Raw genomic sequence first — 23,033 nt, 5'->3', positions numbered from 1 at the left:
AAGAACAACCACGACTACCAAGAAACACTCGACCGCGAATACGAGCACTACGCCCTCACCCACCCCAACGAATAACCTGGTCGTGTGCGGGCAGTGATGATGACCGGCAGGGCGACTCTGGCCGGATGCAGTATCCGGAAGCGAAAAGAGCGCAAAGCTGACCATGGGAACCACTCCGTAAGCATTCGCAGCTGCCACGGCGGGGCAACTTGCCCCATCCGGAACAACAGCGCACAGTGGTGGTGTGGATTCCGAAGAACGCGCTGCCTTACCTGCCGCGCTAGCCCAAGCTGCTGATGCCTTTGAGCGTTACCTGCGCTCCGAACGAGGACGCTCGGAACACACCATTCGCGCCTATCGCGGCGATATCGATGCCCTTCTGATTCAAGCCGTGACAGAGGGCAATACGTCGCTCCGCGAGATTGATTTGGGTCAGCTACGTCGCTGGCTGGGGGAGCAAAGTGCCGCGAGTCTGGCGCGTTCCACCCTTGCCCGACGTGCCGCCACGATTCGCAGCTTTATGGCTTGGGCGCTGCGGGAAGAACTTATCGCCGTTGATCCGGCACTCCGCCTCAGGGCCCCTAAACGAGAGAAGACGCTGCCCACCGTGCTGCAGCAGCAGCAATTGGGCCGACTCCTCGAGGATTTGCAACTGGCTGCCGGGGAAGGCGACCCCCTGGCACTGCGTGATTTGGCCATGGTCGAACTCCTTTATGGGACCGGAATTCGTGTGGGGGAGTTGGTGACCCTCGATGTCCTTGATGCCAACAGGGAACGACGCACGGTTAAAGTCCTCGGCAAGGGTAATAAGGAACGGGTGGTTCCCTTTGGGGTTCCCGCGGATGCTGCGCTGGGTCGCTGGCTCAGCGGTGGCCGCACCTCCTTGGTCAACGAGAAGAGCGGCCCCGCACTTTTCCTCGGCAAACGCGGTGCTCGGATCGATCAGAGAACTGTCCGCGCCGTCGTGGATAAACTCTTTGCCTCCCTCGGTGATACCTCTGCCACGGGCCCGCATACACTGCGACATTCAGCCGCGACGCATCTGCTCGACGGAGGTGCCGATCTGCGTTCCGTGCAAGAAATCTTAGGTCATAGTTCGCTCGCAACGACCCAGCTTTACACGCACGTTTCTGTGGAACGGCTGCGCGATAGCTACCGTACGGCGCATCCTCGCGCCTAGGGAAATGGGGCGTGAGCGATACCACCGGGACCAGAATCTCCCGACGGTGGCGTAATTGGCCCAGCTACGGCACAATGATAAGGAGCTATCGCTCAAGAACAATAAGCCCGGGTGTAAACCCGGACAACCAGGGCCTGTTACGCCAAGCTCTGCGCAATGCCAGTTCCGTCCGTTGAAGGTCGTTGGGGAAGACGCACCTACTGCAATGGAGGATGGAATGAAGGTTGAAACCACGCGCGGGGTTTTGTTCGTACACTCAGCCCCGGCTGTCATGTGCCCGCATATTGAATCGTCCATTGCAGCCGTGATGGATCAGCGCTCGGACTTGCAGTGGACTGCACAGCCCGCGGCGCGCAATGTGCTGCGCACTGAACTTGCCTGGCGCGGACCGGCCGGAACAGGATCCCGTCTGGCCTCGGCCCTGCGCGGATGGGCAAATGTTCGCTACGAGGTCACCGAGGATCCCAGCGCAGGTGTTGATGGATCACGCTGGTCACACACCCCCGAGTTGGGCATTTTCCATGCCGTCACCGACGTCCACGGCAACATCATGGTCTCCGAGGACCGCATCCGCTACGCCTACGAAACCGGCAAGGGCGATCCCTCACTTGTTTACCAGGAGCTCTCCTTGGCCTTAGGCGAGGCATGGGACGAGGAACTTGAACCCTTCCGCCACGCGGCGGCCGGAGCCCCTGTGCGCTGGCTCCACCACGTCGGCTAAGAAATCTTCAAACTTAAACAAGAACGACGGCGGGACTCACCTTTTGGTGAGTCCCGCCGTCGTTCTTATCCCCAAAGAATACTCCGGGCTAAACGAGGCGAACCTTAGGCCAGTTCGACCTTGGGGCCCGTGCTGCGGATAGCCACAACAGCGTTGTGACCGCCGAAGCCGAAGGAGTTGTTCAGGGCCATGATCTCGCCCTCAGGCAGCGCGCGAGGGGTGCCCGTGACCACGTCGAGGGGAATCTCCGGGTCCTGGTTCTCCAAGTTGATCGTGACAGGAGCCAGACGGTGGTAAACAGCCAGCGCGGTCAGCACGGACTCCACGGCACCCGAGGCACCCAAGAGGTGGCCCATCTGGGACTTGGTGGCGGAGACGCAGACGTTGTTGACATGATCGCCCAGGGCAGCCTTGAGGGCCGTGTACTCGGGCTTGTCGCCAACAGGGGTGGAGGTTGCGTGCGCGTTGACGTGAACCACGTCTTCCGGCAGCGCACGGGCGTCGTACAGAGCGGCCTTGAGGGCGCGGGTAGCACCGAGGCCCTCGGGGTCCGGAGCCGTGATGTGGTAGGCATCGGCGGTGACGGCCGTACCGGCCAGCTCACCGTAGATGCGGGCACCACGAGCAAGAGCGTGCTCCTCGGCTTCCAGCACCAGAGCGCCTGCACCTTCACCCATGACAAAGCCGTCGCGGCTGATGTCGTAGGGGCGCGAGGCGGTCTCCGGGGAGTCATTGCGCTTGGAGAGGGCCTGCATGGCGGCAAAGGATGCCATCGGCATGGGGTGGATGGCAGCTTCGGCGCCACCGGCCATGACGACGTCAGCCTTGCCCGAGCGGATGAGCTCAAGGGCAATGTGCATGGCTTCGGTTCCGGACGCACACGCCGAGACGGGGGTGTGGGCACCGGCGCGGGCACCGAGATCGAGGCTGACAGCTGCGGCCGGGCCGTTAGGCATGAGCATGGGAACCGTCATGGGCAGAACGCGGCGGGGGCCCTTTTCACGCAAGGTGTCCCAAGCGTCAAGGAGGGTCCACACGCCACCGATACCGGTAGCGAATGCTACGGCGAGGCGGTCGTGGTCGACCTCCTCAATGCCGGAGTCCTTCCAGGCTTCGCGAGCTGCCACGACGGCAAACTGCGTTGAGGGGTCCATGCGCTTGGCTTCAACGCGGCTGAGCACCTCAGTGGCGGGAGTTGTGGCCTTGGCTGCGAAGTGAACGGGCAGAGCGTACTTCTCTACCCAATCATCGGTGAGGGTGTGGGTACCAGAAACACCCTGGAGGGCGTTCTTCCACATGGTTGGAACGTCGCCGCCGATGGGCGTCGTTGCTCCAAGTCCGGTGATAACTACTTTGCGGGCCATGATTCAACTCTCTAAAAAAATTAATGTGTCAGGGCTAAAGGATGGTGAGGTGGTTGGCCGGCGTCCTGCTTCTCCGGCCAACCACTAGGCCCTGTCCGGCACGAACGATGCTCGCACGGACAGGGGGCAAAACCCAGCAGCTAATTAAGCCTGTGCGCCGGCGATGAAGGAGACAGCGTCGCCAACGGTCTTGAGGTTCTTGACTTCCTCGTCCGGGATCTTCACGTCGAACTTCTCTTCAGCGTTGACGACGATGGTCATCATGGAGATGGAGTCGATGTCCAGGTCATCGGTGAAGGACTTGTCCAGCTCAACGGCTTCGGGGGCGAGGCCAGTCTCTTCGTTGACGATTTCGGCCAAACCAGCCAGGATTTCTTCGTTGCTAGCCATTGTTGGCTCCTTTTCTTGTTGTGCTGTGATCAAGAAGTTGATCATTTCAGGCATGCTGATCACGCCACGGTTGTGGCGAGATGCGATTAGGGAAGGCGCACCACTTGGGCACCAAACACCAGTCCGGCACCAAAGCCGATCTGAAGCGAAAGTTTACCGGAGAGCTCCGGGTTCTCTGCTAGCAGGCGGTGTGTTGCCAACGGAATGGAGGCTGCGGAGGTATTTCCAGCATCGGCGATGTCGCGGCCAATGATGACATGTTCGGGAAGTTTCAGCTGCTTGGCGAGCTCATCGATGATGCGCATATTGGCCTGGTGAGGCACGAAGGCGCCTAGGTCATCGGCCGTGATGCCAGCTACTTCGAGGGCCTTCTTAGCCATCTTGGCCATTTCCCACACGGCCCAGCGGAACACGGTCTGGCCGTCCTGACGCAGGGTGGGCCACAGTGCGGCGTGAGCCTCGCTCGCGGCGGCGAGCTCGACGCCGTCGCTCTTCATGGCCTGCTCGCTGAAGTCACGGACGTCGAGCAAGGAGCTCGTCATGCCGATCGTGTCCCACTTGCTGCCATCGGAGCCCCACACGGCCGGGCTGATGCCGGGCTCGTCGGAGGGGCCGATGACGACGGCACCAGCGCCATCGCCGAGCAGGAAGGAGATGGTGCGCTCGTGGTTGTCGATGACGTCGGAGAGCTTCTCGGCGCCAATGACCAGAACGTAGTCGGCCACGCCGGAGCGGACCAGGGCGTCGGCCTGGGCCACGCCGTAGCAGTAGCCTGCGCAGGCGGCGGAGATGTCGTAGGCCGGGGCCGGGTTGGCGCCGATCTTGTCGGCGATCAAGGCAGCGGCCGACGGCGTGGCGTAGGGGTGCGACACCGTCGAGACGAGCACGGCACCAATCTGAGACGGTTCGATGCCGGCGTTCTTGATGGCCTCGGCGCCTGCGTCCACAGCCATGTCCACGACCGAGACCTCACGAGGCGCGCGGTGGCGGGTGATGATGCCGGTGCGCTGCTGGATCCACTCATCAGAGGAATCGATCCACTGGCACACGTCCTCGTTCGTCACGATGACGGAGGGGCGGTAGGCGCCAATGCCGACGATCGTCGACCCAGCGTGGGTGGGGTTTTGCTTCAGCGTAGGGGTGCTCACAGTGTTCCTGCTTCCAGCGAAGAGTGTGCTGCCAGCAGTTCCTGAGCAGCCTGAAGATCATCGGGCGTTTTCACCGCAACGGTAGCAATTCCGCTCATGCCGCGCTTGGCCAGGCCCGTCAGCGTGCCGGCCGGGGCCAGCTCGATCAGGCCGGTCACGCCCATGGCGCTCATGGTGTCCATGCACAGGTCCCAGCGGACGGGCCGCGATACCTGGGCGATGAGAGATTCAAGTGCCGCGTCGCCGGAACGTACGACGGCGCCGTCGTAGTTTGAGAGCAGCGGAACCACGGGTGCGTGGGGAGTCAGCGACGGCGCGAGGGCTTCCAAAGCGGAAACGGCCGGTGCCATGTGGTGAGTGTGGAAGGCTCCGGCGACCTGGAGCGGGATGACCCGGGCCTTGGCAGGGGGAGCGGCGACGAGGGCGGCGATTTGCTCCAGCGTCCCGGCGGCGACCGTCTGACCCTTGGAGTTCATATTGGCCGGGGTCAGGCCTGCGGCCTCAATGGCGGCAAGAACCTCAGCCGGGTCTCCGCCCACCACAGCGGCCATTCCGGTGGGGGTTGCTGCGGCAGCGTCGGCCATGCGGTTGGCGCGTTCCCGCACAAAAGCCATGGCGTCTGCGTTAGACAGCGTGCCCGTGAGCGCCGCGGCCGTGATTTCACCGACGGAGTGACCGGCAACCACGACGGAGCGTGAGGCCAAGTCACCGGCGATGTCGGCACCCAAGAGCGCTTGCGCCGTGATGAGCCCGGCCGCCACGATGAGGGGCTGAGCCACAGCCGTGTCCTTGATGGTTTCGGCATCGGAGGTGGTGCCGTGAGCGAGCAAATCAATGCCGGCAGCATCGCTCAAGGTGGCCAATTGTTCCTGGACACCTGGGCGTTCAAGCCAAGGTGAAAGGAAACCGGGGGACTGGGAGCCCTGTCCAGGGCAGACTATTGCAAGCACATTAACCAGCTTTCCAAACTTAGTGGCTTTTGACGGTGTTTCCCCACACCAAGCTCCTCAACACAATTTGTAGGAAGTCTACAATGCCCGGGCTCTCTGGGGGCGCAAGGGAAGAACTTTTAGGCGAAATCTACTAAGAGTTCACCCACGGAGCGGTACCGTCTTCGCGACCGACAGCTTCGAGGCGGCGGACTTGCCCTGTGACGATTTCGACGGCGTGGCCAGCCGTCCCACGATCATGGCCGTTTGGAGGACGAAGGCCTCGCGGGGAATCAGTGGATCCCACCCCGTGACATCGCAGACCCGCCGCAGGCGATAGCGCACCGTGTTGGAGTGAACAAAGAGTTCGCGCGCGGCTGCCTCCAAGGAATGCCCGCCCTGCAGATAGCTGCTCAGGGTTTCCACAAGGCCATTAGAGGCGGCGATGAGGGGACGGTAAATATTGACGATGAGGGCCCGTCGAGCAGAATCGTCACCGCCGATCACCCGTTCCGGCAGCAGATCATCGGCGGAGACGGGGCGAGGTGCGCCCGGCCAGCCCTTGGCGACAGAGATTCCGGCAAAGGCTGCCTTGGCCGACGCAGTGGCGTCGGCCAGAGTGGCAGCTAACGGCCCGTAGACCACGGGGCCGGGGGCAAAGAGGTCGCTGAGGCGCAGATACGCCGACTCGGGATCTTTGACATTGCCCAGGATCAAGATGAGCTTGTCGCCCTGGATACCCACCATGACATCCTCGGCGAAACGGACGGCCGCGCGGCGCAGTGTGCCCAGGAAGAGGGCATTGGCTTCCTCCGGGGCGGGGCCCACCATGATGGTGAAGTGGCTGTGGCTCGTCCAGCCCAAGGCAGAAAAGCGTGATTGTAGGGCGTCGGTATTTTCGCCACGCAGGATGCCATCAACGGCGAGGGCCTCGAGCCGGGTATCCCAGGCGCCGCGATTTTCGGCGGCGCGGGCATACACATCGGCCGCGGCAAACGCCACCTCGCGGGAGTAGCGCAAAACCGCCTCACGCAGGGCCGTTTGTTCCTCGACGGCGGCCAGCTCGGGAACGCGATCCTCCACGACCTGGACCACGGTGCGGATCAGTTGCAGCGCCCGCTGCAGGCTAATGGCACGTGTGAGTTCCGTGGGGGCCGCCCCGAAAACATCCGAGAGTACCCAGCTGGGGGAGGAGCGGTGTTCATACCAGGACACGAAGGCGGTGATGCCGTTTTGTGCCACCAAGCCCAGCGCGGAGCGCTCATCGGCGCTGAGGCGTCGGTACCAGGGCAGGGTGCTTTCTAATTCTTGGCGCATCATCGAGGACAGGGAACCGACGCTGGAGCGCAGCCGTTCCAGGGTCTCTGTGCTGCCGTAGGCTTCGGTGGTTTTGCGCGGGGATTTTGCCGCCCGTGCGTCCTCTGCTTCCGGCGGTGTCGCCGACTTTTTGCTTGCTGCCATGCTTCGAGGGTATGTCCTTTAAGGGCCGATGCGCTATTTGTGTGAATCCCACAAGTCTTCCGGGAGCCAAAACCCGGGCTCTAGCGGTTAAAGAGCAATGGGTGGTTGGTGTTGCTGTAGAAAATCTACAGCAACACCAACCACCCATCAGGGCGGAAGGTTTTAGCCTTCGCCTCCGGCATTGCCGGTGGTGCCAGCATTGACGTTCAGGAGATCGTACTTCGCGATCGCCTGCGCCGGTGCGTTGGCATCAACTTCCCCACGCTTGGCCAACATCTGCAAGGTGCGAACAACCACTGAGTGGGAGTCGATCTTGAAGAAGCGGCGAGCAGCTGCACGGGTGTCCGAGAAGCCGAAGCCATCGGCACCCAAGGATGCGAAGTCGTTGGGCAGGAACTGACGTACCTGGTCCGGAACGGCCTTCATGTAGTCGGTCACGGCAACCACGGGACCGTGTGCATCTGCCATCTTGGCGGTGATGTACGGTACGCGGGCTTCGTTCTCGGGGTGCAAGAAGGACTCTTCTTCAGCAGCGACCGCGTCGCGACGCAGTTCGTTCCATGAAGTAACAGACCAAACATCGGCGGCAACGCCCCACTCGTCGGCGAGGATCTGAGCCGCCTCCAATGCCCACGGCACGGAAACGCCAGAAGCCAACAGCTGAGTGCGCGGGCCTTCGGTCTCACTCTTCTTGAGCAGGTAGATGCCCTTGACGATACCTTCGACGTCGATGTTCTCCGGCGCCTTGGGCTGCACGATCGGCTCGTTGTAGACCGTGATGTAGTACATGACGTTGGGATCGGTTGAATCCGGTCCGTACATGCGCTCAAGACCGGACTTGATGATCGTGCCAATCTCGTACCCGTACGCCGGGTCGTAGGTGACAACGGCCGGGTTCGTGGCAGCCAAGATCGGGGAGTGACCGTCAGCGTGCTGCAGGCCCTCACCGGTCAAGGTCGTACGACCGGCGGTGGCACCAATGATGAAGCCACGGGTCATCTGGTCAGCAGCGGCCCAGAAGGAATCGCCTGTGCGCTGGAAACCAAACATGGAGTAGAACACGTAGATCGGGATCAACGGTTCGCCATGGGTGGCGTAGGCGGTGCCGGCAGCGGTGAAGGCCGCTACGGAGCCGGCCTCGTTGATACCAGCATGCACGATCTGGCCGGAGATGGACTCCTTGTAGGCCAGCACGAGGTCGCGGTCAACGGAGAGGTAGTTCTGTCCGTTGGGGTTGTAGATCTTCGCGGTCGGGAAGAACGCGTCGATACCAAAGGTGCGAGCCTCATCGGGGATGATCGGCACAATACGCTGGCCGATTTCCTTATCGCGCATGAGGTCCTTGAGCAGGCGCACGAAAGCCATGGTGGTGGCGGCCTGCTGCTTGCCCGAACCACGGTTAGCGACTTCGTAGGTCTTCTCGCCCGGGAGGGTCAGTGCGGTGTGCTCCTTGCGGCGCTCCGGAACTGATCCGCCCAATTCACGACGACGGTCCATCAAGTACTTGATCTCCGGCGCGTCCATACCTGGGTGGTAGTACGGGGGACGGTACGGATCTGCTTCGAGAACCTCATCAGAGATGGGCAGACGCAGGTGCGTACGGAAGTCCTTCAGGTCCTGCAGGGTGAGCTTCTTCATCTGGTGCGTAGAGTTACGCGCCTCGAAGTGGGTGCCCAGACCGTAACCCTTGACCGTGTGGGCCAGGATGACAGTCGGCTTGCCCTTGAAGTCCATAGCAGCCTGGTAGGCGGCGTAAACCTTGTGGTAATCGTGGCCACCGCGCTTGAGGTTCCAGACGTCGTCGTCACTCAGGTGAGCGGCAAGTTCCTTGGTCTGAGGCGTCTGACCGAAGAAGTGCTCGCGCACGAATCCGCCGGACTCAGCCTTGTAGGTCTGGTAATCGCCGTCGCGCGTGGTGTTCATGATGTCGACGAGTGAACCGTCGCTATCGCGCTCGAGCAGATCGTCCCATTCGCGGCCCCAGAGGACCTTGATGACGTTCCAGCCGGCACCGCGGAAGAAGGCTTCGAGTTCCTGAACGATCTTGCCGTTACCGCGAACCGGGCCATCGAGGCGCTGCAGGTTGCAGTTGACCACGAAGGTGAGGTTGTCGAGCTTGTCGTTGGCAGCGAGCTGAAGCAGGCCGCGCGATTCGGGCTCGTCCATTTCGCCATCGCCAAGGAAGGCCCAGACGTGCTGGTCGCTCGTGTCCTTGATACCTCGGTTGTGCAGGTAACGGTTGGACTGAGCCTGGTAGATCGCGTTCATCGGGCCAATACCCATGGACACGGTGGGGAATTCCCAGAACTCCGGCATGAGGCGCGGGTGCGGGTACGAGGAAAGCGCGTGGCCCTCCTTGGACTTTTCCTGACGGAATCCGTCGAGGTCCTCTTCTGTGAGGCGACCTTCGAGGAATGCGCGTGCATACATGCCGGGTGAGGCGTGACCCTGGAAGAAGATCTGGTCTCCGCCGCCGGCGTGATCCTTACCGCGGAAGAAGTGGTTGAACCCAACTTCGTACAGGGTGGAGGCGCCTGCGTATGTGGAGATGTGTCCACCCACGCCGATCTCGGGGCGCTGCGCGCGGTGTACCAAGACAGCGGCGTTCCAGCGAAGCCAGGCGCGGTACTTGCGTTCGATTTCCTCGTCGCCCGGGAACTCAGGTTCCTGGTCAACGGGGATGGTGTTCACATAGTCAGTCGTTGTGACCATGGGCACGCCAACGCTTTGTGCACCAGCCCGCTGAAGCAGGCTACGCATAATGTATTGGGCACGCTCTGTGCCGCGTTCCTGAATCAACGTATCCAAGGACTCAAGCCATTCGGCTGTCTCTTCTGGATCGCGATCAGGCAGCTGGTTTGTCAACCCGCTGAGGATATGGGAGTTTTCGTCTCCTGCAGCCACGTCCAACCTCTCTTATAAAAGCAGTGTGGGGGCGCCCAGAGCTGTAGCCATGGGCGTATACCCAACACTCTAGACCGCAGGGGGCGCTTGTGCGTAGCTGCGACCGGTGCATGAACACCATCAAACGGTCCGTCGAGGCGTCACTTGCGCGGCCGCGAAATCCTGCACGTAATACAAATCACAGAATGTGGCGGGACTTTGGGGGTGTTTTGTTGCCAATGCGCGGTTAAGTAGAGGCAATATGGCCTGACCCCCTAGACTGGGGTGACATACCAACAAACCAGCACGTAAGTGTTGACTCCAGGAGGAAAAACGTGAGCGAGGCCGACGCCGGCACCGTTGTTAAGGTGGCAGGCAAATTGGGGTTCAAGGACGAGGATCTTGTCCAGGAACTCGGATATGACGACGACGTTGATTTTGAACTGCGCGAGAATATTGAGGAGCTGATTGGTTCCGAAATGTTTGACGAGGATGATCACGACGTTGTTGACGCCGTCATTCTCTGGTGGCGCGCAGACGACGGCGACTTGGTGGATACCCTCGTGGATTCACTGACCACCTTGGATGAGGGTGGGATCGTTTGGATCCTCACACCGAAGCAGGGCCGGGAAGGTTACGTCCCGCCGTCGGACATCCAGGAGGCGGCACCGACCGCTGGCCTGCATGTGACCACAACCGCCGGAGTTTCCGCGGATTGGGCAGCAACCCGCCTCGTCCCGCGCAAGCGCCAGTAATGCACGACGGCGGCACGCAGCCCGGATTGAGTGTTGGGGACATTGCTCCTGACTTTTCATTGCCGAACCAGTTTGGCGAGCCAGTCTCCCTTTCCGGGCTGCGTGGCACCGCCGTTGTCATCATGTTTTACCCCTTTGCGTTCTCCGGAATTTGCACGGGGGAGTTGTGCGAATTGCGCGACAATATTGCCGACTTTGCCGCGGCGGGCGTACGCCTGCTGGCGGTGTCGGTCGACACCAAATACACCTTGCGCGCCTATGCGCGTGCCGAGGGTTACAACTTTGACCTGCTCGCCGACTTCTGGCCGCACGGTGAAGTAGCCCAAAAGTACGGCAGCTTTGATCCGGTCCGCGGCATGGCCGGGCGCAGCACCTTCCTGATCTCGGCCGAGGGGCGGATTGTTGACATGTTCCACACCCCCACCGGTCAGGCCCGTCCGCTGGAGCGGTATCGCAAGGCATTGGAACGGCTCTAGCCGTGGACCAGTTGCGCCCAGGCATTGGGCAAACGGCCTTTAAAAACGCTGCCAGTATGGCCCCCGGCCAGCTGAGCAATGACGATCGCGAGGCCCTGAGCCAGATTGCCGAACAGATGCGGGGTCGACGCACGGCCCTTCTGACAGGCGCCGGGCTCAGTACAGACTCCGGCATCCCCGATTATCGCGGACCTGCCGCCAAGCCCCGACAGCCACTGACCTTTCAAGAGTTCATGGCCGATGAGCCGTTGCGGCGGCGCTACTGGGCCAGAAACCACCTTGGCTGGTCGTTCATGCAACAGGCCGAACCCAATGCAGGACACTATGCCGCAGCGGCGCTGGAACGCTCCGGGCATCTCAGTGGCATCATTACGCAAAATGTTGACCGGCTCCACGAAGCGGCCGGGGCGAGCAATGTAGTGGATCTGCACGGCCGCTTTGACCAGGTGGTCTGTCTAACCTGCGAAACAGAGTATTCACGAGCCTTTCTCGCCATCATTCTCAACGAGCTCAACCCGGGATTTCTTGAGGCCGTCAAGGGGATCAAGGCGGCACCGGATGCCGATGCTGATCTGGGTGACGAAGACCTCATCACCTCCTTTAACATCGCCAGGTGCCCCCTGTGCGGCGGCATGCTCAAACCCGACTTTGTGTTCTTCGGCGAAAACGTCCCCAAGAAGCGGGTCGAACGATCCTTCGCCATGCTCGAAGCCGCTGAGCTCTTAATCGTGGCAGGATCCTCCCTGACCGTCATGAGTGGGCTGCGTTTTGCAAAAAGAGCGGCCAAGGAGAAAAAACTTGTCATCATTATCAACCGCGGTGAAACTCGCGGAGATCCGCTAGCTGACGCGAAATTTGAACTCGGCGTTGGGGAGAGCTTGAGCTATGTCGCAGAGCTATTAGACCCCGATTCGCGTAATAGCTAAAACATGTGTAAAGTAGTCTCTCGTTGGAGCGGCCAACAAACGGAAAGTTTGAAAGCCGAAACAAATGATTGGGTCTTTAGCTCAGCTGGTAGAGCGCCACGTTTACACCGTGGATGTCATCGGTTCGATCCCGGTAGGACCCACCACAGAGGAACCCCTCGTATTCAAGGCTTTGGCCAAGAACGCGAGGGGTTCTTTGCTTTGTCCGGCGCATTGCTCGGAACGGAAACGAACACCGCAACTGCCACAGTTCGGCACCAGGGGAGAGTATGCAGGGGATATCGTTCACCGCGATCGACTTTGAAAGCGCCAACAGCTTTCGCGCCTCCGTCTGTGCTGTTGGCCTGACAAAGGTCAGGGCTGGTCACGTGGTTGCCCAGCGTCTCTGGCTCATGAAGCCCCTGCCCGGTTATGCCGAATTCGATCCCGCCCACGTGGCCGTCCACGGTATTACGGCGGCCCGCGTGGAGCACCTGCCGGATTGGCGAAGCGCCTACGGTCCGCTGATGGACTTTATTGGTGGGGACGCGCTGGTTGGCCATGGTGTCAGCTTTGAGCAATCGGTCATCGAGAAAGCCAACGAGGCCATTGGCTTGCCTATCCCTGCGCACCAGTTCCACTGCACCGTGGAATTGGCGCGCCGGCACCTGCAGTTGGAGCACTACTCTCCCTCGGAGGTTGTGGCCGCCTTGGACATCCCCGCCTACAATCACCATGAGTTCGGCGACGATGCACGGGCCAGCGCCCTCATCGCCATAGAGATCGCCCGGCGCACGGGGTCAACCACCCTGGAAGAGCTGTGGCCCTCCAGTGAGAAACCGGCCGCGAAGATGCCTGGCTACTACTCTGCCGGCTACACGCGAAAACTGGCAGACCTGCCACAAGCCAACACCTCGGCCAATCCTGAGGGGCCGCTCTTTGGCCAAACCGTCGTTTTCAGCGGGGACCTGGCCGCCATGGCGCGCGTGGAAGCTCAGGATGCTGCGGCTGCCAAGGGCGCCACGATCGTCAATAGTGTCACGAAGAAGGTCACCTTGGTCGTGGGTGCCGAGATCGACGGCGGGACTCGCTTCAGTGCCAAGGTCAAGCGCGCTCACGAGTTGGCTGCCGCGGGACAAAATATCCGTGTCATCGGTGAACTGGACTTCTTGCGCCTGCTGGCGTTCACCTCAGCACATCCGCCGAGGTAGCCGGAAGCCGCCGAGCATGAGGATCTGCCTCGGCGGTCTGCGGATCGAGTTAAATGTGAAAGGTTCCCCGCCACAGCTATTGGGGGACGCTGTGGTGGGGAACCAGTAATAAAAATATAACGCCTGATTGGCCAAGATGCAAACTGACACGCCAGATTTCCAGATTGGTTTTCTGGGCGGCTTTTAAAGTGGAGGACCTTCCACTGTGGCTATTGGGGGACGCCACAGTGGAAGGTCTGAAAACGAATATACAGCCCCGAAAGTCAAAAGACAATACCGGACGTTCTACCTCTACTACTGATCAGTATGATGGAAGTTGTCCACTGTAATGAACTAGAATTGCCGTGGAATAACCGGCCCGCAAGACCCCTGGGCCACCCCTTCAGCGTCGAGGAAATCCATGAGCGAAGTAATGACCGAAGCTACCACCGCACCGCCCCGGAAAGCGGCCAAGGGCCACGAGTCCAAGGCCAATGCCACCCCGGCACCAGCGGTGACGCGAGCGGCGGCTGTTCTTGATGCATTGGCGGAATCGGCCACGGGGCGCCTGACTCTCAGTGACTTAGCTCGTGAGCTGGCAATTCCGAAGTCCTCGACCTCTAACTTGCTCCAGGCCCTAGAAGACGCAGAGCTGATCATCAGGGTGGGAAGCGATTATGCGCTGGGCGTGAAGCTCGTGGAACTCGGCGCCGCTTACCTGAGTCGTCGCGACGAGGTGAAGGAGTTTTATCGCTTCTGTGAACAGGCTCCGCTGTTGAAGGTGGCTACAGTTCGTATTGCCATGCTCGACGGTGACAATGTCATCTATCTTGCCCGCTACGAGGGGCACCCGGCCGTTCGCCTAACCTCGAATATCGGCGACAAGATGCCCGTCTCCCTCTGCTCTGTCGGCAAGGCGCTTGTAGCCAAGCTGCATGACCACGATCTCGAAGAGCAGTTCCCTGATGATCTGGCGCTGCCCATTATGACGGCCAACTCCCTCAAGACCGGCAAGGAGCTCAAGGCTCAGCTCGGGGCGATTCGTGAGCAGGGCTATGCCTTCGAGGATGAGGAATCCACGCTGGGCGTGGTGAGCCTTGGCGTGGCCGTTCCCACCCGTGGTTCCCATGGGCCAAGTCTGGGTGTTTCCGTAACCGCATTGAAGGCGACCTTCTCCGAAGCCGAGCGCGAGGCCATGGTTGCCGAGCTGCGGGATTTGACCAAAATGCTGGGCAATCCCATGGGCTAGTGACATAAACTACATTTTCTCTTGGCGAAGTGTTCATTCTGATGTACGCTGTTCAACATAGTGATCGACCTCATGGTCGTTGTCGCCTGCTGAACCAATGGTGGTTCGGTACGTTTCAAGGGAGATTCAGTGACTACACAACCGCTTCGCTTAGACCGAGCAGCCGCTGCGCCAGCAGAGGAGAAGGTCGACCCGGACCAGCTGCGCCGGGCCACGTTGGCCAGTTCCGTTGGCTCAGCACTTGAGTACTACGACTTCTACATCTACGGTTTGGCTTCGGCCCTGATCTTTGGCCCGTTGTTCTTCGCCCCGCTCGGTACCTCAGGAGCCTTGATCGCCTCCTTTGCTACCTATGGCGTGGGCTTCGCGGCTCGTCCCTTCGGTGGACTGTTCTTTGGTTACATCGGTGATCGCTTCGGTCGCAAACACGTCCTGCTGATCACCATCGCACTCATGGGAACGGCATCGTTCGCGATCGGCCTTCTTCCCACCTACTCACAGGCTGGCATGGTGGGCGCAGTCCTCCTCGTCATCCTGCGAATCCTCCAGGGCCTCGGCGCCGGAGCCGAGCAGGCCGGCGCCACCACACTGATTTCCGAGGTTGCGCCCCGCAAGCGCCGCGGCTTCTTTGCCGCACTGCCCTTCGTGGGAATCCAGATCGGGACGCTCCTGGGCGCCGGAACCTTCGCCCTGCTGGGCATGGCTAACCCCGAGGTCCTCGAGGGTGGGCTGTGGCGTGTGCCCTTCTTGGCCAGCATCCTGCTGATCGGTGTTGCCGTCTACATTCGCCTCAGGCTCAAGGAAACCCCCGTTTTCCAGGAACTCGCGAAGCACGAAAACGTCACGAAGAACCCGCTGGGCATCTTGTGGCGCAACTCCAAGAAGAACGTCCTCATTGGTATCGGCCTGCGCATGGGTGAAAACGGTAACTCGAGCATTTACTCATCCCTGCTCGTGAGCTTCATGGCCATGAAGGGCGGCGTGTTCGAGGGCGATAAATTCATCGGCCCGGCAGGATTGCTGATTGCTGCCGGTTTCTCGGCCGTCCTGGTCATCTTCTTCGGTGCCCTGTCCGATCGTGTGGGTCGTGTCAAGGTCTACCGCTATGGCGCCTTGTTCCAGCTACTCTTCTCCTTCCCCGCGTTCTACATGATCACGCTCGGTCACGTCTGGCTCGTCTGGGCCGTCATGGTTGTGGGTATCTCCATCGGTGTGCAGTCGATGCTTGGCCCGCAGTGCGCCATGCTTCCTGAACTCTTCGGCTCTACTCACCGCTTCACCGGCGTTGCCATGAGCCGCGAAATCTCCGCCGTCTTTGCCGGTGGCTTCGCCCCCATGATCGGCGCGGGCCTGCTGGCCGTCACCAACCAGTCCTGGCTGGTCCTGGCGGTCTACTCGCTGGTCCTTGCCTCGATCTCTTTCGCCACGACCTTCGTCACCCCCGAAACGGTCGGCCGCGACCTCAACCTCGTGGAGGACGCGTCCTAAACTCGCAACACTCCACAGGGCGTCTGCTTCCGGCAGGCGCCCTGTGGCGTTTAAGGGCCAGCGGTGTGCTCAAAGGGGCATTCTCGGCGGTGCGCGGGCCTGACTCCGCAGTCAGTTGTCACATAGTGCCCGAATGATCGTTCTAAGCGGCGTTATCTGGCGGGTCAATGAGCGGAAGCGGAGTGACTCCTTGGGTTCCGCCTCCAGCAAATGAGTCGCTAAGTTCGGGATGGAGGGAAGCGCCCGGTTCTTGAGGAACGGTGCCAAAGCAGCCGAGCTTACTGGCGCATCGTGGGATCGTTGTCGAAGACCTGGCGAACCGCCGTGAGCGAGGTCCGCTTGTACGGTGCCGTGACAAGCGGGGCTGGATCCCAGTCTTCTCGATGTAGGCCAGTTACTGCCAAGATGTTCGACGGCGGACCCCCGCCCCTCCAGCGAAAGGTGAGGGATCCGCCGTCGTACTTGGGGAGACAAACGCACAAGGGGAGCCTGCCAGTTGGCAGACCCCCCTTGAATGCGGTGGTTTAGTAAAAGTGGACGGGGTCGACCGTGTGAAGGAGGGGCTCGCCGGTCTGGAAGCGGCGCAGATTGTCGATGAAGCGTTCGACGATGAGACGGTTTTCGGCCGCGCTCAAGGCCGAGGTGTGCGGGGAGACCATGACGCGTGGGTGTTCCCAGAGTGGGCTCGTGGCCGGCAGCGGCTCAACGGCGAAGACGTCCAGGCAGGCGTAGGAGATCTGGCCGTTGTTCAGTGCCGACAGCAGCGCATCCTCGTCGACGACCGTGCCGCGGCCAACGTTGACCAGCACGGTGCCGGGCTTCATGGCGTTGAAGATCTCGGCGTTGATCATCTTCTCGGTGTACGGGGTGCCGGGCAGGGTGTTGATGACGATGTCGGCCGTGGCCACTAGCTCGGGGAGGCCGTCGGTGTCAGTGACCTTGTCGATGCCCTCGATGGGGGCGACGGTGCGCTTGGTGCCGCTGACTCGCATGCCGAGGGCGCGAGCCAGACGCGCCGTCTCGAGTCCAATCTCGCCCAGACCCGTGATGACCACGGTGGAGCCGCTGGCCAAACGCGTGGGGGTGCGCAGTTCGGGCCAGTGCTTGGCGCTCTGATCGGCGGCGAGTTCAGCCGTACGCTTGAGGCCGTTGAGGGCGCCCATGATGGCAAACTCGGCGAGCGGCAGGGCGTGAACGCCGGCGGAGCTCGTGACGGTGATGCGTTGCAGATCGGCGGGGGAGAGGTTGGCGGCCTTGACGGCTCCACCGGCTCCTGCCGCCATGGCTTGAATCCACTGCAGCTTCTGGCTCGAGGCGATGGTGGCCAATCCGGCCGGGCTTTCATTGGGGAAGCCGTACAACACGTCGGCGCTGTTCAGGACTTCCCAGTAGTGGGCCTCCTGCTCCGGCGTACGAACAAAGGCTGGGTCGCCGGCGTGATCGGCGGGGAATCGTTCCGACGGGAGCAGCTCGGGCTCGTAGAGAACAGTGACGGCCGGGTGAGCGGCTCGGATGGCCTCGACTAGCTCGGCTTCCAGCGGGACGGCAATCGCAACGGTGAGATTATTTGTGGTCATGATGTTCATCATACTGAATTGTGGATACAATACTGAACAAACGTGACAATAAGTCGCTGAGAAAATCCACCAACAACGTTGTGAGGACAGGTACGCAATGACGCACACCCCTGCATCAGCTTTATCGGGACACGACGCCACCTGCACGCTCGGATTTGTTGGTCTGGGACATATGGGTGCGCCCATGGCCGCGAACCTTGTGAAAGCCGGCTGGCCCGTCACGGTCTGGAACCGTTCCGCGGGAGCCGTGGGCGAACTGCGCCAGCAAGGCGCCCTCGTGGCCGAGTCCGTCGCTGAGCTGCGAGACCACGCGATTTTGATCTTCATGTTGCCGGACCTTGGCTACATCATCGATGCCACGGAGCAGCTCTTGGACTCCTGGCGAGCCGTGCCCCCGAGGCCGGGAACCGTCGTCGTGGTCATGAGCAGTGTTTCGCCTCAGGCCGTCAAGACATTCGGCGCTGACGTGGCACGAGCTAGTTCTGGCAACGCGTCCGTCATCGACGCGCCGGTCAGTGGCGGAACCGTTGGCGCGCAGCAGGGGACGCTGGCGATCATGGCCGGGGGAGATGCGGCGAGCTTCGCCTCCGTCCTGCCGGTCTTGACAAGCCTGGGAACCACGGTGCGCTTGCTGGGCGAGCTGGGTTCGGGTTCGTTGGCCAAGGCCTGTAATCAACTCTTGGTGGGAAGCACGACGGCGGCCCTCGCTGAAGCGGCGGAACTCGCCGAACGCTCGGGCATGGATGTTGGCGCACTATTCGAGGTACTCAGCGGTGGCTTGGCCGGCAGCTCGGTGCTCAATATTGTGGGTCCCCGCATTGCCGCCAAGGACTATGCGCCCACGGGGCCGGCCAAGTTTATGCACAAGGATCTGGCCTTCGTTCTCGAGAGCGCACAGGCCGCCGGCTCGGCCGTTCCGCTGGCCACCGCCGCCCATGCGCTTTACGGCACCTTAAAAGAGCAGGGCCTGGGCGAGATGGATCTGGCCGTGGTGCGTGAAAGCGTCGCCCGGTTGGGTACCCCTTCTTCTTGAAAAAAACTTCTTCGGTAGTAAAGGACTAATAAACATATGAGTGGAATGTTTGACCTGACCGGCCGTGTGGCCCTGGTGACTGGTTCAAGCCGCGGCATTGGCAACGCTTTGGCACGTGGCCTGGCTCAGGCAGGGGCAACCGTGGTGCTTCATGGAATTGACTCTGCGCGCCTGGCGTCAGCCGAGGCCGTCATGGCTGCGGATTTTTCACAGGGGCAGATTCGCTCTGTGGCTTTCGACGTGACCAACGATGTCGCGGCCGCAGAAGGTATCGCCTGGATTGAAAGCAACGTGGGCCCGCTGGAAATTCTGGTCAACAACGCCGGAATTCAGCACCGGGTTCCGCTGCTTGAACTTGATATTAAGGACTGGGATCGGGTCATCAGCACTGATCTCACGAGCGCCTTCCTGGTGGGTCGCGAGGCGGCCCGCGGGATGCTGGAGCGTGGACACGGAAAGATCATCAACATCTGCTCCGTGCAGACAGATCTCGCCCGACCCACGATCGCGGCTTACACAGCGGCCAAGGGTGGGCTGCGTAATCTAACTCGCGCCATGACGGCCGAATGGGCCAGCGGCGGGCTGCAGATCAATGGCATCGCGCCCGGCTACATTCACACCGAGATGACGCAAAACTTGGTGGATGACGAAAAGTTCAACGCGTGGATCCTTGGACGCACGCCGGCTAACCGTTGGGGGACCGTGGAAGATCTTGCCGGACCGGCAATCTGGCTGGCCTCGGACGCCTCCAACTTTGTCAACGGACAGACCATCTTCATCGATGGCGGCATGACGGTGGTGGTCTAAATGGCGAACGAACAGCTCACCCTTCCCGCCACCGCTGCGGCTGTTGTGGCGCACGGTAAGGACGATCTGCGGATTGACCAGGTGCCGGTGCGGGAACCACGCGCCGACGAGGCCGTCATTGAGATTGCTTATGGTGGCATCTGCGGCTCCGATTTGCATTACTGGCTCCATGGCGCGGCCGGGGAATCTATTCTGAAAGATCCCATGGTGCTGGGCCACGAGGTTGTTGGTGTTGTGGCCCGCGCCGCGGCTGACGGGACCGGGCCTCGCGTGGGAACTCACGTTGCCGTGCATCCGGCCACCCCTGCTCCGGGCACGGTGCGATACCCGGAAGATCGGCCCAATCTTTCTCCGGGGTGCACCTACCTTGGTAGCGCTGCCCGTCATCCGCACACCGATGGCGCATTCCTGCGCTACGCCAACCTGCCTAGCCGCATGCTCCGAGTCTTGCCCGAATCCTTGTCCCTGCGCCTGGCTACCTTGATCGAACCGGCCAGCGTGGCCTGGCATGCCGCCTCTCGTGCTGGCGACGTGCGTGGCAAGTCAGTGCTCGTGGTGGGGTGCGGTCCCATCGGCGCCCTCGCCATCGCTGTGTTGAAGCGTGCCGGGGCGAGTCATATTACGGCCGTCGACATGCATCCCAAGCCGCTGGAAATTGCGGCCGCGGTCGGAGCCGATGTGCTGTTGCAGGCTCCCGACGCGGAGGCCATCGCCGCGATCGATGCCGACGTGGTGATTGAATCCTCGGGGAACCATTTTGGTTTAGGGACGGCCATCAACGGCGCAACGCGCGGTGGCCGTGTCGTCATGGTGGGACTGCTTCCCTCTGGACCGCAACCGGTTGCCATCTCTTTGGCGATCACACGAGAGCTCGAGCTCCTGGGGTCATTCCGCTTCAATGAGGAAATTGCGGAGGTGATTGCCGCACTTGCCGACGGTTCCTTGTTCGTAGATCCCGTTATTACGCATGAATTCGCACTAAATGACGCTCTCGCGGCATTTGACATGGCCAGAAATTCTGACCTCTCCGGCAAAGTTCTTCTCAACTTCGGTGTCTAAGAATGATGCTTGGCATCCGATTGCCAATATTTCCATGGAGTTGGCGCAATGTTACGTATCCAAATCATGGAATGAGCTGGGGAACGGCTGCCGATAACGATAAGCTATAGGAAACTGTTCAATTTACTCTGGAGGTAGTATGTCTGCACAAACTGGCACTGCACAGATCGGCGTGACAGGTCTGGCCGTTATGGGCGCGAACTTGGCTCGTAACTTGGCCCGCAATGGATACACCGTTGCCCTGCACAACCGCTCGGTTGAAAAGACTGATGCGTTGCTCGGCGCACATGGCGACGAGGGCGAATTTGTTCGCACCGAGACCCTGGCGGAGCTCGTTGATTCTTTGGAGAAGCCGCGCCGCGTGCTCATCATGGTCAAGGCCGGTGGCCCGGTTGACTCCGTGATTGATTCACTCGTGCCGCTCATGGAAGAAGGCGACATCATCATTGATGGCGGCAACTCCCACTACCAGGACACCCGCCGCCGCGAAGCTGCCCTGGCTGAGAGGGGCCTGCACTTTGTAGGCGTTGGCGTTTCCGGTGGTGAGGAAGGCGCTCTCCTGGGCCCGTCCATCATGCCCGGTGGTTCCAAGGAATCCTACGATGCTCTTGGCCCGCTGCTGGAAAAGATTTCCGCGAAGGTTGACGGCCAGCCTTGCTGCGCCTGGATCGGCACCGATGGCGCCGGCCACTTCGTCAAGATGGTTCACAACGGCATCGAATATGCCGACATGCAGGTTATCGGTGAAGCCTTCGACCTGCTGCGCAGCGCCGCTGGCATCGAGCCGGCCGAGCAGGCAGAGATCTTCGGCAAGTGGAACGAAGGCCAGCTGGCCTCTTTCCTGATCGAAATCACCGCTGAAGTTTTGGGTCACGTTGACGCCAAGACTGGCAAGACGCTGGTTGACGTTATCGTTGACTCCGCAGGCCAGAAGGGCACGGGCCGCTGGACGGTTCAGTCCGGCCTGGATCTGGGTTCACCCATCTCCGCCATCGCCGAGTCTGTTTTCGCTCGCGGTCTCTCCTCACAGCGCGATCAGCGCGCCATCGGCCAGGAAGTTCTGGCCGGCCACGAGGTTGCTGTTGAGCTGGGTGCCGACTTCGTTGAAGACGTTCGTCAGGCTCTCTACGCTTCCAAGCTCATCAGTTACGCACAGGGCATCGACATGCTCACCAGCGCAGCTACCGAGTACAACTGGGATCTGAAGCTGGATGAGATCGCTTCGCTGTGGCGTGGCGGTTGCATCATCCGTGCCGAGCTCCTCAAGGACATCACCAAGGCTTACGCCGCTGACGAGAAGCCGGCCAACCTGCTGTTCGCTCCGGCGTTCCAGGCTGAAATCGCCGAGGTCCTCCCGGCCTGGCGTCGTGTGGTTGCCACCGCCGTCCAGCTGGGTATCCCCGTGCCGGTGTTCTCCTCCTCACTGGCTTACTACGACGGCCTGCGCCGCAAGCGCCTGCCCGCCGCACTGACCCAGGGTCTGCGCGACCTCTTCGGCGCTCACACCTACAGCCGTGTCGATGCTGAAGGTACCTTCCACACGCAGTGGAGCGGCGACAAGTCCGAGATCAGCGCGGTCGACACGCACTAATCTCCTCCCCACATCTGAGTGGCAGTTATTACCAAAATTCGCCCGAATTTGGCTGAATTTCGGTAGTAACTGCCACATAGATTCTTTAGGGTACGACGACGGCCGGTGACTTCCTTTGGGAAAGTCACTGGCCGTCGTCGTCCCCACCGGGAATCACGTGTGGCTAGCTGAAAACTAGATCCACATGGCGGGGTCAATATATTCGGCGGGATCCACGGCGGGAGCCATTTCCTTGTTCGCATCCCGACTGCGAACCTTGGCGGGAATGCCCGTCAGGATCGACCTGGCCGGGGCATCTTTGACCACGACGGCGTTCGCACCGATGGCGGAATCGTCGCCGATCGTGATGGGACCCAGAACCTTGGCGCCGGAACCTATCGTGACGCGGTTACCGATCGTGGGGTGGCGCTTGGTCTTCGCCAAGGAACGGCCGCCCAGCGTGACCCCGTGATAAATCATGACGTCGTCGCCAATCTCGGCCGTCTCACCGATGACAACACCCATGCCGTGGTCGATGAAAAAGCGTCGGCCAATCGTCGCACCGGGGTGAATCTCGATGCCGGTCGCGAACCGTGTCAGCTGCGACAACACCCGGGCCGGAAAGCGCAGGGAGGGGTTAGCCCACATCTTGTGTGTCAGGCGGTGCATCCAGATGGCGTGCATGCCGGAGTACACGAAAAAGTTCTCCATGGAACCGCGGGCTGCCGGGTCATGCGACCGGGCAGATTCAAGGTCTTCACGTATCCTGCCGAAAAATCCCACAGACTTCTTTCAGTTGATCGCCGCAGTTGATCTACGGCGTAGCTCTCAATGCTATATCTCCTGCA

Annotated in this window: 21 protein-coding genes and 1 tRNA gene; 13 read left to right on the top strand and 9 right to left on the bottom strand. The window is 61.1% G+C overall.

Features of this window, described 5'->3' with window-relative positions; genetic code table 11:
- The first annotated feature begins 244 nt into the window (after positions 1-244).
- Positions 245-1,180, top strand: a complete 936-nt coding sequence (locus tag CVS30_RS12230; RefSeq protein WP_110485605.1) for a tyrosine recombinase XerC — start codon at positions 245-247, stop codon at positions 1,178-1,180.
- Between the two features lie 217 nt (positions 1,181-1,397).
- Complete coding sequence (locus tag CVS30_RS12225) at positions 1,398-1,901, top strand: DUF3145 domain-containing protein (protein WP_110485604.1); 504 nt, start codon at positions 1,398-1,400, stop codon at positions 1,899-1,901.
- Between the two features lie 104 nt (positions 1,902-2,005).
- Here the strand turns inward: CVS30_RS12225 and fabF are convergent, their stop codons facing one another.
- The 6 genes from fabF to aceE all read right to left on the bottom strand — a co-directional run bounded on the left by fabF (position 2,006) and on the right by aceE (position 10,097).
- The gene (gene fabF, locus CVS30_RS12220) at positions 2,006-3,265 is read right to left on the bottom strand and encodes a beta-ketoacyl-ACP synthase II (protein WP_110485603.1); all 1,260 of its coding nucleotides are present in this window, start codon (positions 3,263-3,265) and stop codon (positions 2,006-2,008) included.
- Between the two features lie 144 nt (positions 3,266-3,409).
- Positions 3,410-3,655 carry an acyl carrier protein gene (locus tag CVS30_RS12215; RefSeq protein WP_038462997.1) on the bottom strand — a complete coding sequence of 82 codons (246 nt, stop codon included), beginning with the start codon at positions 3,653-3,655 and terminating at the stop codon, positions 3,410-3,412.
- An 86-nt stretch (positions 3,656-3,741) separates the two neighbouring features.
- Positions 3,742-4,803, bottom strand: a complete 1,062-nt coding sequence (locus CVS30_RS12210) for a beta-ketoacyl-ACP synthase III (RefSeq protein WP_110485602.1) — start codon at positions 4,801-4,803, stop codon at positions 3,742-3,744.
- Complete coding sequence (locus CVS30_RS12205; protein ID WP_110485601.1) at positions 4,800-5,753, bottom strand: ACP S-malonyltransferase; 954 nt, start codon at positions 5,751-5,753, stop codon at positions 4,800-4,802. The genes CVS30_RS12210 and CVS30_RS12205 overlap by 4 nt, the downstream gene beginning before the upstream one ends.
- 141 nt (positions 5,754-5,894) lie before the next feature.
- Entirely contained in the window at positions 5,895-7,193 is a 1,299-nt protein-coding gene (locus CVS30_RS12200) for a PucR family transcriptional regulator (RefSeq protein ID WP_110485600.1), read from the bottom strand.
- A 162-nt stretch (positions 7,194-7,355) separates the two neighbouring features.
- Positions 7,356-10,097 carry a pyruvate dehydrogenase (acetyl-transferring), homodimeric type gene (gene aceE / locus CVS30_RS12195; RefSeq protein ID WP_110485599.1) on the bottom strand — a complete coding sequence of 914 codons (2,742 nt, stop codon included), beginning with the start codon at positions 10,095-10,097 and terminating at the stop codon, positions 7,356-7,358.
- A gap of 314 nt (positions 10,098-10,411) precedes the next feature.
- On the opposite strand from aceE, the gene CVS30_RS12190 reads away from it, so the two are divergent.
- The 7 genes from CVS30_RS12190 (at position 10,412) to CVS30_RS12160 (ending at position 16,139) form a co-directional block, all read left to right on the top strand.
- On the top strand, positions 10,412-10,831 hold the full coding sequence (locus CVS30_RS12190; RefSeq protein WP_110485598.1) for a DUF3052 domain-containing protein: 420 nt from the start codon (positions 10,412-10,414) through the stop codon (positions 10,829-10,831).
- Positions 10,831-11,307: a peroxiredoxin gene (locus tag CVS30_RS12185; RefSeq protein ID WP_110485597.1), complete on the top strand. Its 477-nt coding sequence runs from the start codon at positions 10,831-10,833 to the stop codon at positions 11,305-11,307. Before CVS30_RS12190 ends, CVS30_RS12185 begins: the two co-directional genes overlap by 1 nt.
- A 2-nt stretch (positions 11,308-11,309) precedes the next feature.
- On the top strand, positions 11,310-12,233 hold the full coding sequence (locus CVS30_RS12180) for a Sir2 family NAD-dependent protein deacetylase (RefSeq protein WP_110485596.1): 924 nt from the start codon (positions 11,310-11,312) through the stop codon (positions 12,231-12,233).
- Between the two features lie 70 nt (positions 12,234-12,303).
- Positions 12,304-12,379, top strand: a tRNA-Val gene (locus CVS30_RS12175).
- Positions 12,380-12,502: 123 nt separating this feature from the next.
- A complete protein-coding gene (locus tag CVS30_RS12170) occupies positions 12,503-13,423 on the top strand; it encodes an exonuclease domain-containing protein (RefSeq protein WP_110485595.1) in 921 nt (306 codons plus the stop codon).
- A 400-nt stretch (positions 13,424-13,823) separates the two neighbouring features.
- On the top strand, positions 13,824-14,651 hold the full coding sequence (locus CVS30_RS12165; protein WP_245934579.1) for an IclR family transcriptional regulator: 828 nt from the start codon (positions 13,824-13,826) through the stop codon (positions 14,649-14,651).
- Positions 14,652-14,780: 129 nt separating this feature from the next.
- Positions 14,781-16,139, top strand: coding sequence for an MFS transporter (locus CVS30_RS12160; protein ID WP_110485593.1), 1,359 nt, complete (start codon positions 14,781-14,783; stop codon positions 16,137-16,139).
- Positions 16,140-16,417: 278 nt separating this feature from the next.
- Here CVS30_RS12160 and CVS30_RS17810 read toward each other — a convergent pair whose 3' ends face one another.
- Complete coding sequence (locus CVS30_RS17810) at positions 16,418-16,621, bottom strand: hypothetical protein (protein ID WP_146233392.1); 204 nt, start codon at positions 16,619-16,621, stop codon at positions 16,418-16,420.
- Between the two features lie 42 nt (positions 16,622-16,663).
- Positions 16,664-17,728: a D-2-hydroxyacid dehydrogenase gene (locus CVS30_RS12155; RefSeq protein WP_110485615.1), complete on the bottom strand. Its 1,065-nt coding sequence runs from the start codon at positions 17,726-17,728 to the stop codon at positions 16,664-16,666.
- An 85-nt stretch (positions 17,729-17,813) separates the two neighbouring features.
- Between CVS30_RS12155 and CVS30_RS12150 the strand changes: the two genes are divergently transcribed.
- The 4 genes from CVS30_RS12150 to gnd all read left to right on the top strand — a co-directional run bounded on the left by CVS30_RS12150 (position 17,814) and on the right by gnd (position 22,206).
- Complete coding sequence (locus CVS30_RS12150; RefSeq protein ID WP_110485592.1) at positions 17,814-18,749, top strand: NAD(P)-dependent oxidoreductase; 936 nt, start codon at positions 17,814-17,816, stop codon at positions 18,747-18,749.
- A gap of 36 nt (positions 18,750-18,785) precedes the next feature.
- A complete protein-coding gene (locus tag CVS30_RS12145) occupies positions 18,786-19,556 on the top strand; it encodes an SDR family oxidoreductase (protein WP_110485591.1) in 771 nt (256 codons plus the stop codon).
- Positions 19,557-20,615: an L-idonate 5-dehydrogenase gene (locus tag CVS30_RS12140; RefSeq protein ID WP_110485590.1), complete on the top strand. Its 1,059-nt coding sequence runs from the start codon at positions 19,557-19,559 to the stop codon at positions 20,613-20,615.
- A 139-nt stretch (positions 20,616-20,754) separates the two neighbouring features.
- The gene (gnd, locus tag CVS30_RS12135) at positions 20,755-22,206 is read left to right on the top strand and encodes an NADP-dependent phosphogluconate dehydrogenase (RefSeq protein WP_110485589.1); all 1,452 of its coding nucleotides are present in this window, start codon (positions 20,755-20,757) and stop codon (positions 22,204-22,206) included.
- A gap of 174 nt (positions 22,207-22,380) precedes the next feature.
- Here gnd and epsC read toward each other — a convergent pair whose 3' ends face one another.
- Positions 22,381-22,968: a serine O-acetyltransferase EpsC gene (gene epsC, locus CVS30_RS12130; RefSeq protein ID WP_110485588.1), complete on the bottom strand. Its 588-nt coding sequence runs from the start codon at positions 22,966-22,968 to the stop codon at positions 22,381-22,383.
- Between the last annotated feature and the right edge of the window lie 65 nt (positions 22,969-23,033).

This window comes from Arthrobacter psychrolactophilus (assembly GCF_003219795.1).
Taxonomy (GTDB): domain Bacteria; phylum Actinomycetota; class Actinomycetes; order Actinomycetales; family Micrococcaceae; genus Specibacter; species Specibacter psychrolactophilus.
The sequence above is the reverse complement of the archived record's forward strand: the minus strand, read 5'-3'. Positions and strand labels throughout refer to the sequence as shown.

What these genes read in the sequence shown, in the direction of transcription:
- CVS30_RS12170 (WP_110485595.1), top strand. Translation starts at nt 12,503, where the DNA reads ATGCAGGGGATATCGTTCACCGCGATCGACTTTGAAAGCGCCAACAGC.
- CVS30_RS12155 (WP_110485615.1), bottom strand. Translation starts at nt 17,728, where the DNA reads ATGATGAACATCATGACCACAAATAATCTCACCGTTGCGATTGCCGTC.
- CVS30_RS12150 (WP_110485592.1), top strand. Translation starts at nt 17,814, where the DNA reads ATGACGCACACCCCTGCATCAGCTTTATCGGGACACGACGCCACCTGC.
- gnd (WP_110485589.1), top strand. Translation starts at nt 20,755, where the DNA reads ATGTCTGCACAAACTGGCACTGCACAGATCGGCGTGACAGGTCTGGCC.
- CVS30_RS12215 (WP_038462997.1), bottom strand. Translation starts at nt 3,655, where the DNA reads ATGGCTAGCAACGAAGAAATCCTGGCTGGTTTGGCCGAAATCGTCAAC.
- CVS30_RS12145 (WP_110485591.1), top strand. Translation starts at nt 18,786, where the DNA reads ATGAGTGGAATGTTTGACCTGACCGGCCGTGTGGCCCTGGTGACTGGT.
- CVS30_RS12225 (WP_110485604.1), top strand. Translation starts at nt 1,398, where the DNA reads ATGAAGGTTGAAACCACGCGCGGGGTTTTGTTCGTACACTCAGCCCCG.
- CVS30_RS12185 (WP_110485597.1), top strand. Translation starts at nt 10,831, where the DNA reads ATGCACGACGGCGGCACGCAGCCCGGATTGAGTGTTGGGGACATTGCT.
- CVS30_RS12165 (WP_245934579.1), top strand. Translation starts at nt 13,824, where the DNA reads ATGAGCGAAGTAATGACCGAAGCTACCACCGCACCGCCCCGGAAAGCG.
- CVS30_RS12200 (WP_110485600.1), bottom strand. Translation starts at nt 7,193, where the DNA reads ATGGCAGCAAGCAAAAAGTCGGCGACACCGCCGGAAGCAGAGGACGCA.
- CVS30_RS12140 (WP_110485590.1), top strand. Translation starts at nt 19,557, where the DNA reads ATGGCGAACGAACAGCTCACCCTTCCCGCCACCGCTGCGGCTGTTGTG.
- fabF (WP_110485603.1), bottom strand. Translation starts at nt 3,265, where the DNA reads ATGGCCCGCAAAGTAGTTATCACCGGACTTGGAGCAACGACGCCCATC.